We start from the raw sequence: 15,499 nt of genomic DNA on the forward strand, positions 1-15,499 counted from the left end.
CGTACTGATAAGCATCAGGATAATCGCGAACATCCTGGCGCAATACCTCAAGATCAATCTTGCGTTGGCGAAACCCTTGAGGTTTACGATGGATGTTCTTAACCCAGCGCGTCACGCTGGCCACGCCAATATCAAACCGGGCCGCCACCCCGGCTATCGTAAGTCCTTCTTTCTTTCGGACAGACAGGACTTTACGGCGGAAATCTAATGAATATGCCATCTTTACATTATAATCAAAATTATCTGGTTATGCTATATTTCAAGCGTTCGGCTTGTTAACGGCACTCGATGCTCTTTCTTCATCTTCATGCGTTCAGCCGGGATAATCCAGATTTTTTGATTATGATCGATTTCATTCCATTTTGAACCGATTACTTCGCTGGTTCGGGCAGCAGTAAGAATCAAAAATTCGAGTGCCATCGCTGAAACACAGCCATTCGATCTCAAAGCTAAAAGCAATCCATTTATTTCTCGATAGGGCAGGGCCTTAAAGTGTTGTGGGCGCTGTACCTTATTTGGACTGCTCAATAGTTTGTCGAGATGCCCGCGCCAACGTGCGGGGTTATCTCCTTGACGGTATTTGTGAACGCTTGCCCAATCCAGAATATTTTCTATCCGTCCGCGAAGACGTGAAGCCGTTTCGTTTTTCTCTAACCATATCGGTTCAAGTACACGCATTACCAAACTGGTGTCGATCTCTTTAACTTGTCTACTGCCGATGATTGGAAAGGCATATTGATTTAATGTGTTTTCCCATTGCTGTGCGTGTTTCGTATTTTTCCAGCCTGCTCGATGGCTTTCGATGAATTTATTAGCACATTGGACAAACGTTGGGTTATCGACTCTATTGCGTTGTTTCTCGGTTTCCAAGGCACGTTTGATCTCAATTGGATTATCACCTTCGATTAATACCTTTCGCCACCTTGCCGCAGCTTCTCTAGCCAGTACAAGTGGAATATCAGGGTAGCCACCTAAGCCAACTTCATGTTTTTTTCCTTGAAACTTATAAATGAAAAGCCAGGACTTGCTTAATGTTTTGCTTACCTGTAAGTAAAGATTCTGTCCATCTGCATAATAGCTTGGTTCCTTGATAGTTTCGCATTTACGTGCTGTCAAATTTTGTATTTGCCTTGCCATGACCCACCCTTATTTCTACCGTACCTTCTACCGTACCCATTTGCCAAGATTTGAGCATACGCTATGAGACTCTAATAGACAACAAGGTCCGCAACTTTCTATGAAATATAATGATTTTTAGACTTAGAGAGATATTGCAGGACATTAGTACGAGTGACACCGCTTCCGCCAAAAAATCATTAGTAACTATCTTATACTACGCCGGAAATACTTTTGTCATCAGACTCTCTTTGAAGACTGAATTCCGTTCACTGACGACCATGATAATCATGGTTGTTCCAGCGGTAAGGGCTCTTACTAACCATCTAATAATTCAAATACAGCCGTCACATTAGCCACACCACGCTGTTTAAATGGTTCAGTAATTTGCATGGATACCGGCTTGATCCTCATGCTCCCACGTTTCTGATGCACCCCGCTTTCGATATGGAGAAAGGTATTTTGTCAGTCATAAGCTATGATCTGTTAATTATGGTTCATTATCGGCTTACGCTTGTGCAATTACTGTGCGGTTTTCCTGATGACGCTCCTGGTCTATTTCCCGGAAGATAAAATACGATGTTGTACCTTAGTACAATTCCAGAAATCTTAAATAAAGTAGGATACTTTGGCTGTAATGATTAAGTCAGGATTGCAGACTATTTTGGTAATTACGCTGGAGACTCAATATTAAAAAGTAAAAATATTAAAAATAACCAATTTTGAAATGAGGTGTTGATATGAATTTATCAGCAAGATTTACGCAATATTTTATGCGTGGATGCTTGTTCTTTGCTTTGGTGTCATCACTATGGTTAACAAATATAGTGCATGCTCAGAACACTATAGCTCCGAAGAATATTGCCATTTATTACGGCATGCCAAGTTTGGTCAACGGTGCGAATGGCAATGTTAGTACCGCTGTAGATGTGTTTAACGATTATGATGCGGTCGTTTTTGGGGATTCACTCCAGTTCCCGCAATACACCGGAGCATTTGGCCAAATACCGTATTTTGGATGCGATCAAAATAGTCATTTCGATCACGACTTAACTCAACAAATTATCAAGCAGCTGCAGCCGCCCTCTGGTAAGACGCAGGTATATGGCTATGTATCTATTGGTGGTGAAAATACTGCACGGCAGTGTAACGGCATTCCTGTGCCACTTACTGTTGATGAAATGAAAGAACGTATTGATGCATGGGCTAATATGGGTGTCGTCGGTATCTTTTTGGACGAGGCTGAATATGGTTTTGGCAGTACTCGAACAGTGCAGAACGAAATTGTAGATTATGTTCATAGTAAATCCCTGAAGGCATTCATTAATGGTTATAACCCAGATGATGTGTTTGGCACAGATATCATCAATGAAATATCTTATACGACGGGTTATTACGCAAATACCCTCTCATCAGTTCAAATGAACCCGCAAGGTGTCGCGCCACGTCTGGGTGCTATGGATATCTACTTATTGGAGCATTACCAGGTCATAAATGGTAGTTTCGTAGAGCCGCAAATCTGGATAGATAGGTCAGATAAAGCACATACCTATAAGCAGAAATACGGCACCCAGATTGCCACCATTACGACTCAGGCAGACGTTTTCCCCAATAAAACAGATTGTACTCTGTTATTTGAAGAAAATAAGTTCGATTATGCATGGTGGTCAACATTGCTATATGGTTTTGATTTCATGGCATGGGGCGAGCCCAGCGGTTTTTCATCCTGGGGAACATGCTCAAACGCTTTACCTTTTCATGCAAGACCCAATCTGGGAGATATTGGGGAGTTTATTTCTTCTGTGATGCATCCTTTGCCTAATGCCCAGCCTCCTATTCATTATCGTAACACCACGACAGGTGTTATTGAAGTGGATACCAGCGCGCATACTGGCAGATTCAGTCCTGCCACGTCGCCGAACCAAGCACCCATAGCTAATGACGATAATGTGACCACCTTTGAAGGCAGGCCCATTATTATTACCGCTTTGGAGTTACTAAAGAATGATTCTGATCCAGACAATGATGGGATTAACGTGGCTACGGTCGATACCACAAGCTCTCGAGGCGGTACTATTTTCAACAATGGCGACAACACCTATACCTATAAACCGGCTCCTAATATATTAGGCACGGATAGCTTCAACTATACAATTGTTGATGATCGGAATATGGGGGCTAAAGCTGTTGTTTATGTCAACATTACTCACCCTATGCTGACGCCAGCAACTTATTTCCCGGAAACTGTTACGGTTAGCGCAGGTGAATACCAGTGGGGAACGCTTAAGAGTTTCAAACAGGCTGATAAAGATACTTATGATATTAAATCTCGCCAAACTGCTGATGGGAGAAGTACTGACTGGTATGCGACCACAACAATACAAGATTGGCCGGCAAGTATGTCCGAGTTGTCCCTAAGTTATAAGGGGCAATATTCTAGAAAAAACGTTATGCAAAGCTTGTATTTGTATAATTATAAGACCGCCAATTGGGATCTGCTGGATAAGCGCGCGGTTGGAAATACAGATGATGTAACTGTATCTGCCGTGATTAACCTGAGTCCGGATAAATATGTTTCATCTAAGGGAGAAATGAAAGTGCGTGTAAGAGGTATCCACACTAACCGTAATTTTGAGTGCTGGGCAAATAGTCTCAGTTGGACCGTTCGTTAATCAATAATATAGAGTGACAATATTTACCGATCAAATGAACGATCAAACGGGATAAAGAAGGTCAAATTTTAAACTGAAACACGACAAAACCAAAAGCCATGCCTATCAAGACATGGCTTTTGCTTTTTTGGTATTTAATTAACATGAGTTCGACATAAGAATCATTACATCATGATTGGAAGAGCTTGAGGGAGTCTGATATTAAGCGAGGGTTTCTTCTCGCGAAAGGTGCAAGCCACCAGTCCAGCTCTCAGATTAACAAAGAAGTTAACTGGGCTGCGATGACAGGAATGCTCGATTTGCGAGATATAGCCCCGATCACCAGAGAGTTTGCCAAACAAGGAGCGCGTCAACTCTGGTACCGGGTCATGGTCATCCACATTGCCCGCCGTGATTTTGACTCCCAGCACTTTCCCTTGGTCATTGATCACCAAGGTGCAGCTTGAACCCATCAAACCAACCCACACTAGTCTTTCCCCGGGCAGCAAACTCTGCCATTACTTTATGCGACCCAATGCGGCGGTTATGGCACACGCTGATTTTGGTCGAATCGATGAAGCTGATGCCACTGCATTGCCCAAAGCGTCTGGTCAGAAAGTAGCACAAAGGCGCCAGGCTACCTTAAAGCCAACTCCACCAAGCGGTGATAGCTCACCAACCCTGGAAATAACCCCGCTGATACCTCAACACGTCATTTCGGTAATCGTGCTTAAACTCTTTACAAAATTCGTCACTCGCACAAAAAACCGTTGTCGTATTCATGGGAATCTGGCTCCTCTCATGATGAAATTCTTTTCCAAAACCACTTCATCATAAGGAATTCAGGTTCCTTTTCCAGCTTTTTTTATGTCGAATTCACGTTAGATTAAGGATGAGTAACAAGGAGGCTGCCGCGGTACTAAAAAGACGCGACAAAAGTTATTTCATCCATTGACAGTGCACTCAAGCAATCTTCTTGATGAGGCAATGGTAGAACACAAATATATTATTTTTTAATTACAACAAAACAGAATCAAACCCGACTATTCAGATTGATTAGTCTTCTTTCAGATTTATTTCTGTTTTGAAAGATATGGAAGTCAGCGGAGGCCGCCTCTCTTTGCTTTGTATATCAGTGCCAGGTAGCGAATAAAGAAAAAAATAGTGATACGAGAGTGAGAATATAAACTATTTCTTCTGGGCTTAGCCTGGAAGTAGGAAACATTAGCAATATCTAGTCACTCCAAGAATAACAATCTCTGCTGAAAAGCTTAATGGCTTGGCAACCGTTCTTGTCAAAATTTATAAATCTATCATGTTCGTGACAATATCGGAGATCTTCATCTTTATTGATACTGGTAACCGATCTCAAAATTGAGGAGTGATCAAATTTCGCAAATGACCATAAAAAGATTCTGATTTACTCAGAAACTTACAATTGGTTTACGACAAAATGGCAGGGTTCAGGTAGTATGTTTTTAGCTGAGTTATCAAGGAGGAGGCATAAATGAATTCGGATTCTTTCAAAATCAAAAGTCCAGATGACAGAGTATCGATGCTCATTTCTGCGGTGATAATATTAACCTTGATGTACTGGGCTAAAGTTATCATTATTCCAGTAGCGCTTGCAATACTGTTTACTTTTCTTCTGATATCTCCGGTTAATTGGCTGGAAAATCACTTTATTCCGCGCGTTCCTGCCGTAATAATTGCAACCGCGGTTCTGCTGGGATTGCTATTAGCGGCTACCTTTGGAGTGACCCAACAAATAAGCAGTCTAATTGATTCATATCCAGAATATGAAGAGAATATTACTGCGAAAATCTCTGAATACCAGGAACTCGGCCGCCACGGAACGTTAGAAAAGTTGCAGGCTGTGACCGAGCGTATTGAAAATCAGCTGGAGTTAGCGCAAAAAAAAGACGACTCAGCTCCTGCGGCCGTAAAAGATAAAGAGATTGTCATTCCACAACCTGTCAAAATTGTAGAGGAAGGCCCGTTTAGCATGTCGAAACTATGGTCTTTTGCCGGACCATTGCTCGAGCCGATTGCGAATTTGGGCTTTATATTGGTATTGGTTATTTTCATGCTAATTAACAGAGAAGATATGCGCGATCGATTAATCTCGTTAATAGGCACAGGCCAGCTGACTGATACCACACGCGCGTTGGAAGACGCTGGATATAGGGTCAGTCGCTATCTGCTAATACAGCTACTGATTAATTGCTTTTATGGTTTAGTTATTAGTATCGGGCTGTGGCTCTTCGAGGTACCCTATCCCTTGTTATGGGGATTCTTTGCGGCACTGTTACGCTATATACCCTATTTAGGAGCGTGGCTGGCAGCCATACTGCCGATTTCACTCAGTTTGCTGATTTCACCGGAGTGGAGTATTACCATAAAGGTAATATCACTGTTCGTAATTCTGGAACTTATTACTAACATGATTCTTGAGCCTCTGCTTTATGGGCGCGGCATAGGCGTGTCCCAGACAGTATTACTTATTGCTGTGGCTTTTTGGACTTGGTTATGGGGTCCGGTTGGTTTAATACTTGCCTCACCACTGACCGTGTGTCTGGTTGTGATGAGCCGGTACATTCCGGATTTAAAATTTATTGATACGTTACTAAGCGACCGCCCAGCCTTATCGTCAGTTCATCGATACTACCAAAGGTTATTAGCAAATGACGAAGACGAATCATTTGATGTGCTAGAGTCCGATCTTGGTAATAATCAAGGATCGCTAGCATTAACATTTGACGAGATTGTCGCTCCAGCACTCGCCCTGGCGCGTGCTGATTTATACTCTGGCAAGCTAGATAAAAATGCGTACAAGGAATTAGTCGATCTGAATAATAAGGTCGTAACCGACCTTAGTGAAGTAACGAAGGATTTGGCCGAGAAAAGTATTTCTACCGTGGTGAAAAGTAAGAAAAAGGTGCTTTTATTGCCCGCAAAGGACGATATCGATGAAATCGCCGTCCAAACGCTAGCTAAACTGGTCGACCTTGGTTGCCTGGACGTATATGTGATTAAGCCCGGAGTCATGGTATCTGAAGTAGTAGAATTAATAGAAGAAAATTCACCTGATGTTCTGGCTATACTATCTATTCCTCCTGGAGGAATAGCGCATATACGCCATGTTTGCAAACGTGTTCAAGCGCGCTTCCCGGATTTGAAAATTATCATCGGACGGCTGGGTTTGCATGATGAATATCATGACATGAACAAACAGCAACTTAGCCAAATTAGTTCAGGTAGTGTTGAATTCACCCTTGGAAATATTATTACTAAGCTGAAACAATTGTCTACACTTGATTAATGTATGGCAGCACCACAGCACTATAGAATCGATCTCTCTCCTGACTGGATTGGCTAACTGAGTCACGTCTGAAGAAGATGATTTTCAAGATATCCATTTATATTTTCTGAGAGCCTGTTTACCATTATGTGGATATCGTAGATTCTGTGAATGAGGAAGAAATACCTAGGCGAATCAGCCTGGAGGTATGTGAAGATGTCCGGTTTGTATTGGAAAACATGCGCAAGCAGACGAAGCCAAGGACGATATTTATATGAAGTATTTTGCGACGTGCTATATTTGCTGAAAGGCAGATGCTAGTGGCGGATGTTGCGGAGTGGTTGATCCGATAAATACGTACTTTAATATTCAGCCTTGCAGAGCTGCTGGCGGTAGGGTAATAGCGTTCCTTTTAATCTTTTCTTACGTCAACTCACGTTATTTAATGTGTAAACCGCATTCACGTTTTTCATCAGCTTTCGTTGGATCGAAGTAATCCCACTCATTTGGTAAATTATGTTGCTTAAGATAGGCTTCCATGTCGGCGTCTGTCCAGTAGAAAACCGGACTGACTTTGATAGTATGGTAAGTCTCATCCTCGGAGAGAATATCCAGTGTGGCGCGATACGGATTTTGTACTTTACGTAATGCGGTAAACCAGACGGTAGGAGTCAGCTCCTTCATGCTCCGTTCAAAGGGTTCTAATTTCATCATTGCACTGAATTTCTCCAGTTCAGCTTCATTGTCAATACCTGGAATTGGGCCATAAATGGCATCACGATGAGCAGCGGATAGCTTGGGGAGATAAGTCTTAAGATTAAGATTGAGACGATTACGGAGCTGCTCAGCAAATCTATAAGTTGCTGGTCGGTTGTAACCATGATCTACCCATATGACTGGAATATCGGGTTGTATTTGAACGCAGAGATGAAGAATCACTGCTTCATAAGGGCGGAAGTTCGTTGACACAATAGCACGATAGTTTGCCCGAGCAATGCCCCAACGTACAATCTCTAATGCGGGCTTATTTCTTAATACTGCATTATACTCTGCAATTTGATTATTCATCATTTGTTACTTTGTACTTTGTGGTTGTATTTTCCATGAGTTAAAAGAAGCGTCCGATTGGCGGCTTGCTGCGCTTGTTGTAGCGTGCATGCTGACGTGTCATTTAGTCAGGTAATGCCTGCTAGAGAGTAACAGGTGTGCCAATCTCTTTTTGTCTAGATGCTGATTGTCCTCATTTTGAGATGACAGGGAGCTTATAACTTGGTAAAAAGCTATGGATATGGCTGGTTGCTAATCCGGAAGGTCTTCATATTTCCTTATCATCGTTCTTCTCGATATATCTTCCCAGAAACAATCCCTGCAGAACAATAAAAGCCAGCATCAGACCCATAAAACCGAACATCTTGAAGTTAACCCAGGTTTCGGTGGAGTAATTATAGGCCACGAACAGATTGACAGCTCCCATTGATGCAAAAAATGCTGCCCAGGTGGTGTTGAGACGAACCCATATTGGCTCGGGCAGTTTGATCTGTTCCTTCATCATGGTGCGGATCAAATTCTTCTTGAAGACCAAATGCGCCAATAATAACGCGATAGCAAACAACCAATAAAGTACGGACGGTTTCCATTTTATGAAAGTTTCGTCTTGCAGGATTAATGTTGCGCTGCCGAAGACGACGATAATTACAAGGCTTGCCCATAACATGTTGTCGACTTTATGGTGACGCAACCATACCCAGCCGATTTGCACAAAAGTGGCTGCAATGGCGACCGCGGTTGCAGCATAAATCCCATAAATCTTAAAAGTAACGAAAAACAGGATAACGGGAAAGAGATCAAAAAGAAATTTCATAAAATGAAACCAATAGCTTTGTTGAGGAAATAATTATCGAAGTGAGTTGTATTAATTTATTATATATTGTGTGATACCTCGTCACTTTTCAAGTCAAACCTTGAGTAATGCGGTATGAATTTATAGCGCACACTGGCTTGGCATAATCATCATCGAGTTCAAGTATATGTTCCAAATGTGCATATTACCACGAGCATAAGGATAAATTTCTTTTTACCGTGATAGTAATGACGAGATAAACTCTATGCAATTATATATCATTGCTTGTTTGGTTCGTCCTTACCACTTTTACCGCTAAATTGAATGAGTTTGGTCCATTGCCGTTAGGATAGCGTTACATTTGATATAGTTGGCTAATGTGTCCTGTGTATTCATAAGGTTTTCTACGAGCAAGCATCCTTAAGCACTGAGGCTGTAAAAAACTGCAAAATTTTATTTATCTGTGGGATACTGGGGAAGTCAGTATCCCCTGAAAATAGTCATGTCAACTAGCGGGCAAGATAAACCATCACTCGGCATAACCAGACGGATTGCTATCGATCCCGTTACCCGCGTGGAGGGGCATGGTCGCATTACCTTGCTGCTGGATCAGGATAATCATGTGCAGCAGGCGCGTTTTCATATCGTCGAGTTTCGTGGTTTTGAAAAGTTTATCCAAGGGCGGCCTTACTGGGAGGTACCCTTTATTGTTCAGCGCCTGTGCGGCATTTGTCCGGTCAGCCATCAGCTGGCAGCAGCCAAGGCAATGGATCAATTAGTTGGAGTCACTCAACTGACACCGACAGCAACCAAGCTGCGTCGTTTGTTGCATTTTGGCCAGATCCTGCAATCGCATGCACTGCATTTTTTTCATTTATCTGCTCCGGATTTATTATTTGGTTTCGGCAGTGATCCTTTACGGCGCAATATCGTAGGTATCTTGGAGAAATACCCTGGAATCGGCTTGAAAGGTGTCAAGCTACGCAAATATGGCCAGCAAATTATCGAGGCGGTAACTGGCAAACGTATTCATGGTGCCGCTACCATACCAGGTGGCATGAATAAACCACTCACCTTGATTGAGCGTGATGCCTTGCTCGCTGAGATTGAAGCTATTGTGAGCTGGAGCCTGGACGGAATAGCACTTAATGAGCACATTCATGTGGCTCATCCCGAACATCGACATTTTGCAGCCCTGCATACTCCTTTTTTAAGCATGATCGGCTCAAATGGAGAGATCGAGTTTTATCATGGCGGCCTTCGTGCCAGCTTAGCAACAGGAGAAAAGATTTTCGATCAGTTTGACTACCGTTACTACCATCAGATAATCCATGAAGAAGTACGCTCATGGAGTTATATGAAATTCCCGTTTTTAACGGCACTTGGTCCAACTGAAGGCTGGTATCGTGTCGGACCTCTGGCGCGTGTCAATAATTGCGATACGATTTCCACTCCCTTGGCAGAAGCTGCGCGCAAGCGCTTTATGGAATATGGGCAGGGCGGTTTTGTGCATGACACGCTGGCGTATCATTGGGCGAGAATGATCGAAATGCTGCATTGTGCTGAATCAATTCATGCCTTATTGCTGGATAAGGAAATTACCGGCTCTGAATTACTTGTTCCGAAAGGACTTAAGCAAGAAGAAGGAATCGGTGTGATTGAAGCGCCACGCGGCACACTTTTTCATCACTACCGGGTCAATGAAGAAGGATTGGTTACACAAGCCAATCTGATTGTTTCAACCACAAGTAATAATCAGGCCATGAATGAATCTGTGCGCGTAGTTGCAAATACTTATCTGGATGGTCAGGAAATCACCGAAGCATTGCTAAATCATCTCGAAGTGGCCGTGCGTGCTTATGATCCCTGTCTCTCCTGTGCCACTCATGCATTGGGTAAAATGCCGCTGCAGGTTGAACTGATTGATAGCAATGGCGTACTGCTAGATCGATATATCTCTGGGCAAAATAAGTATAACGACTAAAGCAAGGATTGCTGAGGAGTTGAAATCTTCTACGCGAAGGCATATTTATCGTGATTGTAACCGTATTGCATTTATTCTTAGATTCTTAACGCTGCAAAATAATTTCCAGTACAAATTTACTACCGATATAGGCAAGTAGAAGAATAGTAAAACCGGTTAAAGTCCACCGGATAGCAGTACGTCCCCGCCATCCATAAAAATGTCTGCCTATAAGCAGGGCTGCAAATACTCCCCAAGAGATAAAACTGAAAAGCGTTTTATGAGAAAATGTTACAGATTGACCAAAAACTTCTTGGGAGAATATTATTCCACTGAAAAGTGTCAAAGTGAGAAGGATAAAACCTGCCCAGATAATGCGAAACAGCATTTTTTCCATCACAAGAAGGGGAGGTAAATTCATCAGCATTCGTGACAGGGCAGGATGATGCAGGCGATACTCCAGGATCGTCATGAGAATGGCATGGAGTGCTGCAATAGTAAACAGACTATAGGCAAGCAGAGCAATCAGCAGATGTGCTTTAAACGCAGGTAATTCAGTGTTGGCAAGGGGGCGCAGAGAAGGTAGCACTAACGGCAGCCATACTGCTATTGCTGCCACCATTGCGATGGGTGCGATCAAGTTCTGTAGTTCCTGCAGCCGTGAAAAGAAACCTGAGAACCAGTAAATTAAAGCCGTCAGCCATACAATCGATGAGATTGCATTGCCCACGCCAAAACTGAGCCCATCATTTACAAAAATAGATTGATAAAGTATGAAGCCATGCAGTGTGAGTGGAATAAGGATGAGGAAATGCTCCCATGTGGCAATTGATGGGGCATTTATGTCAGCCTTAGCCTTGGGTGAGATGGATTGATTTTTCCAGCGACTACGCCAGAAATACCATCCAACCAATGCATAAAACAAAAAAGCTGAAATATAAACTAGAATGCTAGGCATTAATATACAAATATATACAGATCAAAAAGCTGATTTGTTCAGTCTACCTTGCACTTGTATAAATTCAAAGCGCTATTATTAGAATTTAGCAAATTATTATTTTATGGTGTTATGCGATTAGCGCCAATTTTTTTTGAGGAATAACTATGTTTGACAATCTGACGAGTCGACTTTCCGGTGTAATCAAATCGTTGCGTGGAGAAGCAAGATTAACCGAGAGTAACATTCAAGCTGCTATGCGTGAGGTGCGCATGGCGCTGCTCGAAGCTGATGTGGCCTTACCTGTTATCAAGGATTTTATCGAGCGGGTAAAACAAAAGGCTATCGGTCGTGAGGTCATGGAAAGCCTTTCTCCTGGACAGGCATTAGTAGGCGTGGTGCATCAAGAACTCATGGCCATCATGGGAGGAGAAAAAGCGGATCTCAACCTAAACACCGTACCGCCTGCCGTTATTCTCATGGCAGGGTTGCAAGGTGCAGGGAAGACCACCAGTAGTGGTAAATTGGCCAAATGGCTGATCGATAATAAAAAGAAAAAAGTAATGCTGGTTTCTTGCGATATTTATCGACCCGCCGCAATTGATCAATTAGAGCTGTTATCGAGCCAGGTTGGCGCTGATTTTTTTCCGGTAAAAGCAGGGCAGCAGCCCGCAGCGATTTGCGCTGCTGCCCTGGATTATGCGCGCAAACATCATCATGATGTCGTGATCGTCGATACCGCAGGCCGCCTTGGTATTGATCAAGCGATGATGGACGAGATTACTGAACTTGAGGCGCTGCTAAAACCGATCGAGACACTTTTTGTGGTGGATGCAATGCAGGGGCAAGATGCTGTCAATACGGCCAAGGCATTTGCTGATGCGCTTCCTTTGACAGGCGTGATCTTGACTAAACTGGATGGAGATGCACGCGGCGGGGCGGCTTTATCGGTGCGGCATGTGACGGGTAAACCCATCAAGTTTACTGGTGTGGCCGAGAAATTGACTGGCCTCGAACCCTTTTATCCCGATCGGATGGCTTCTCGTATCCTTGGCATGGGCGATGTGCTGGGGCTGATTGAAGAAGCGCAGCGCAGCGCAGATCAGAAAGAAGCTGAGAAGCTCATGAAAAAAATGAAATCAGGCAAAGGGTTCGACCTGGATGATTTCAAAATGCAATTCCAGCAGATGAAAAAAATGGGTGGAATGAGTGCCATGCTGGATAAACTGCCGCATCAATTAACACAAGCAGCCCAGAATATGAAAGTAGACGATAAAATAATTAATCGCACGGAAGGGATTATTAATGCCATGACACGAGAAGAGCGTGCCAAGCCAGAACTCATTAAGGCGTCCCGTAAGCGTCGTATTGCAATCGGCTCGGGCGTCTCTGTGCAGGAGGTGAATCGCCTGCTTTCGCAATTTGAGCAGGCGCGCAAAATGATGAAAATGGTCAATAAAGGGGGGATGGCCAAGATGATGCGCGCAGTAAAAGGAATGTTACCCCAAATGCGCTAGAATTAAGCAGGCTCTATGGGAGAAGGAAAAAACTTTCTCAGAATAAATTTATTCTAGCTTTATTCTGCTTGGGGTGCTTGCTCGAGTCCTTCTACCTGAACACCAGTTGTTATATTTTTTTCAGTAAACCAGCCAAGATTCATTTCAAGCGCATATTTGGCTGGTTGTGCTGAAGAATGCGAAGCGAGTGAGTGCGGAGACATATCGGCAATATTGAGAATGACCCCTTTCTCGTCAAGAAATGCCACACTGAGCGGAATAAAAGTATTGAGCATCCACATGCTATAAATATTTGTTTTGGGAAAAATGAACAGCATGCCACTATTTTTATCTAATTGCGTACGATGCATTAATCCTTTGGAGCGCGCAGTTGGAGTATGCGCTATTTCTGCCGAGAGCCTGTGATTTAAAATCTTAAGAGGAATTGCTGGCGGTACGGTTTGAGTCGCTGAGCTTTCCACCGCGAGCAGCAGCAAAATAATGAGCGTGAAGAACCGATACCTTAACATTTGCCTGTACTTCCAAAACCCCCTTCACCACGGGTAGTCGGTTCAAAATTTTCAACTATATTGAATTGCGCTTGCAACACAGGAACAATCACGAGTTGGGCAATACGCTCCAAGGGGTTGAGTAGGAACGCTGACTGTCCACGATTCCAGCAAGAGACAAAAATTTGTCCCTGATAATCCGAATCGATCAATCCGACTAAATTTCCCATGACGATACCGTGCTTGTGACCAAGGCCAGAGCGAGGTAACACCATTGCCGCTAAACCTGGATCATTCAAATGAATTGCGATACCGGTGGGAATTAATTGGGCCTCACCAGGTTGTAGTTGAATGGGAGACTCAGTACATGCGCGCAGATCGAGCCCTGCCGACCCGGGCGTGGCATAAGCTGGCAGTTGATCTTTTAGCCGCAAATCCAGAATTTTGATGTCAATTTTTTTCATACCAAAAGAATTAGTTAGGATGTTGTTGATATAAGGTGGCGATGTGCTCGATTAAGTGGCGCGCCTGATCAATTTTGGCTGCTTTGGGTAGCATATGTTTTCCCTTCTCATCAAACAGTATTAAGGTGCTGTCATCTGCCCCCATGGCTTCCTGGGCCAAATTTGCCACAAGCAACGGCAGCTTTTTTTTGCGACGTTTGCCTTCTGCGTTTTGATCAATATCTTCTGTTTCAGCCGCAAAACCAACACAGAAAGGGGGGGTGGGCAGATTAGCAACGTATTGCAAGATATCGGGATTGGGAACAAGTTCCAGCACCATAGTATTATCGGACTTTTTTATCTTCTGGGTGTGAGCGGTGGCAGGACGATAGTCTGCGACTGCAGCAACGCTGATAAAAATATCGTTAAAAGTTACCTCATTCTTGACCGCAGTGAACATATCGTTAGCATTGGTGATCGGGATGAATTTTTTAACAACAGGACTGGTTAAGCAGACTGGACCCGAAATGAGCGTCACTTCTGCGCCTGCCTCAAGGGCAGCCTGCGTGAGGGCGTAGCCCATCTTGCCAGAGCTTAAATTAATAATGCCGCGTACTGCATCAATCGCTTCAAAGGTGGGCCCGGCCGTAATGAGCACACGCTTCCCTTGTAATAGCCCTGGTTGAAAGAAATTGCGCACAGCTTCCAAAAGTGCTTGTGGCTCCAGCATACGTCCCATACCGGTTTCACCACAAGCTTGTATGCCATAAGCAGGGCCAAGCACAGTGATATGATCTTTTTGCAAGATAGTAAGGTTGCGCTGTGTTGCAGGATTTTTCAGCATCTGGCGGTTCATGGCGGGTGCAACCATCAATGGGCAATCACGCGCAAGGCATAACGTTGACAGTAGATCATCCGCCAGACCGTGAGCAATTTTGGCGATGAAATCAGCGCTGGCAGGTGCCACTAAAATAACATCAGTAGCACGCGATAATTCGATATGTGCCATGCTGTTATTAACAGTCTCATCCCAAAGCTGCGTGTAGACCGGTTTACCGGTCAATGCTTGTAAGGTGGCCGGTCCTAAAAAATGACAAGCTGCCTCAGTCATAACGGTTTGTACTTCAAACCCATCTTGTATCAGTAGGCGTGCAAATTCGGCAGCCTTATACGCTGCAATCCCTCCCGTGATACCCAGTAACACACTTTTTTTATTTCGGGAATTTGCCACAATTATTTATGT

The 15,499-nt window shown here is 43.6% G+C and carries 15 protein-coding genes; 5 read left to right on the forward strand and 10 right to left on the reverse strand.

Going from position 1 to position 15,499, the window contains the following annotated elements:
• Together BM283_RS01045 and BM283_RS01050 are read right to left on the reverse strand one after the other, a co-directional pair.
• The coding region (locus BM283_RS01045; RefSeq protein ID WP_217646401.1) for an IS630 transposase-related protein at positions 1-220 on the reverse strand (220 nt) is incomplete at its 3' end.
• A gap of 32 nt (positions 221-252) precedes the next feature.
• Entirely contained in the window at positions 253-1,137 is an 885-nt protein-coding gene (locus BM283_RS01050) for a tyrosine-type recombinase/integrase (protein WP_090688035.1), read from the reverse strand.
• 719 nt (positions 1,138-1,856) lie between these two features.
• Here BM283_RS01050 and BM283_RS01055 point away from each other — a divergent pair.
• Entirely contained in the window at positions 1,857-3,788 is a 1,932-nt protein-coding gene (locus tag BM283_RS01055; protein ID WP_090688039.1) for a cadherin-like domain-containing protein, read from the forward strand.
• 164 nt (positions 3,789-3,952) lie between these two features.
• Here BM283_RS01055 and BM283_RS19795 read toward each other — a convergent pair whose 3' ends face one another.
• On the reverse strand, positions 3,953-4,255 hold the full coding sequence (locus BM283_RS19795; RefSeq protein WP_254776073.1) for a transposase: 303 nt from the start codon (positions 4,253-4,255) through the stop codon (positions 3,953-3,955).
• Positions 4,209-4,322 carry a transposase gene (locus tag BM283_RS19800; protein WP_254776085.1) on the reverse strand — a complete coding sequence of 38 codons (114 nt, stop codon included), beginning with the start codon at positions 4,320-4,322 and terminating at the stop codon, positions 4,209-4,211. The genes BM283_RS19795 and BM283_RS19800 overlap by 47 nt, the downstream gene beginning before the upstream one ends.
• On the opposite strand from BM283_RS19800, the gene BM283_RS19805 reads away from it, so the two are divergent.
• Positions 4,314-4,604, forward strand: a complete 291-nt coding sequence (locus tag BM283_RS19805) for a hypothetical protein (protein WP_254776086.1) — start codon at positions 4,314-4,316, stop codon at positions 4,602-4,604. The genes BM283_RS19800 and BM283_RS19805 overlap by 9 nt on opposite strands.
• A gap of 670 nt (positions 4,605-5,274) precedes the next feature.
• Complete coding sequence (locus BM283_RS01065) at positions 5,275-7,089, forward strand: AI-2E family transporter (protein ID WP_090688042.1); 1,815 nt, start codon at positions 5,275-5,277, stop codon at positions 7,087-7,089.
• A gap of 417 nt (positions 7,090-7,506) precedes the next feature.
• On the opposite strand, the gene BM283_RS01070 is transcribed toward BM283_RS01065, so the two are convergent.
• Positions 7,507-8,136: a phosphoadenosine phosphosulfate reductase domain-containing protein gene (locus BM283_RS01070; RefSeq protein ID WP_090688515.1), complete on the reverse strand. Its 630-nt coding sequence runs from the start codon at positions 8,134-8,136 to the stop codon at positions 7,507-7,509.
• Positions 8,137-8,383: 247 nt separating this feature from the next.
• Entirely contained in the window at positions 8,384-8,929 is a 546-nt protein-coding gene (locus BM283_RS01075) for a septation protein A (RefSeq protein WP_090688044.1), read from the reverse strand.
• A gap of 481 nt (positions 8,930-9,410) precedes the next feature.
• Here BM283_RS01075 and BM283_RS01080 point away from each other — a divergent pair, with 481 nt between their 5' ends.
• A complete protein-coding gene (locus BM283_RS01080) occupies positions 9,411-10,892 on the forward strand; it encodes a Ni/Fe hydrogenase subunit alpha (RefSeq protein WP_090688047.1) in 1,482 nt (493 codons plus the stop codon).
• An 85-nt stretch (positions 10,893-10,977) separates the two neighbouring features.
• On the opposite strand, the gene ccsA is transcribed toward BM283_RS01080, so the two are convergent.
• The gene (ccsA, locus tag BM283_RS01085) at positions 10,978-11,829 is read right to left on the reverse strand and encodes a cytochrome C assembly family protein (RefSeq protein WP_090688050.1); all 852 of its coding nucleotides are present in this window, start codon (positions 11,827-11,829) and stop codon (positions 10,978-10,980) included.
• 146 nt (positions 11,830-11,975) lie between these two features.
• Between ccsA and ffh the strand changes: the two genes are divergently transcribed.
• Entirely contained in the window at positions 11,976-13,325 is a 1,350-nt protein-coding gene (gene ffh, locus BM283_RS01090) for a signal recognition particle protein (RefSeq protein ID WP_090688053.1), read from the forward strand.
• A gap of 59 nt (positions 13,326-13,384) precedes the next feature.
• Here ffh and BM283_RS01095 read toward each other — a convergent pair whose 3' ends face one another.
• The 3 genes from BM283_RS01095 to coaBC are packed head-to-tail and all read right to left on the reverse strand — an operon-like array spanning position 13,385 to position 15,493.
• Positions 13,385-13,834 carry a DUF192 domain-containing protein gene (locus tag BM283_RS01095; protein WP_090688057.1) on the reverse strand — a complete coding sequence of 150 codons (450 nt, stop codon included), beginning with the start codon at positions 13,832-13,834 and terminating at the stop codon, positions 13,385-13,387.
• Positions 13,828-14,277, reverse strand: coding sequence for a dUTP diphosphatase (dut, locus tag BM283_RS01100; RefSeq protein ID WP_175491989.1), 450 nt, complete (start codon positions 14,275-14,277; stop codon positions 13,828-13,830). Before dut ends, BM283_RS01095 begins: the two co-directional genes overlap by 7 nt.
• A 10-nt stretch (positions 14,278-14,287) precedes the next feature.
• Positions 14,288-15,493: a bifunctional phosphopantothenoylcysteine decarboxylase/phosphopantothenate--cysteine ligase CoaBC gene (gene coaBC / locus BM283_RS01105; RefSeq protein ID WP_090688060.1), complete on the reverse strand. Its 1,206-nt coding sequence runs from the start codon at positions 15,491-15,493 to the stop codon at positions 14,288-14,290.
• Between the last annotated feature and the right edge of the window lie 6 nt (positions 15,494-15,499).

Source organism: Nitrosomonas sp. Nm34, from assembly GCF_900113925.1.
Classification (GTDB): domain Bacteria; phylum Pseudomonadota; class Gammaproteobacteria; order Burkholderiales; family Nitrosomonadaceae; genus Nitrosomonas.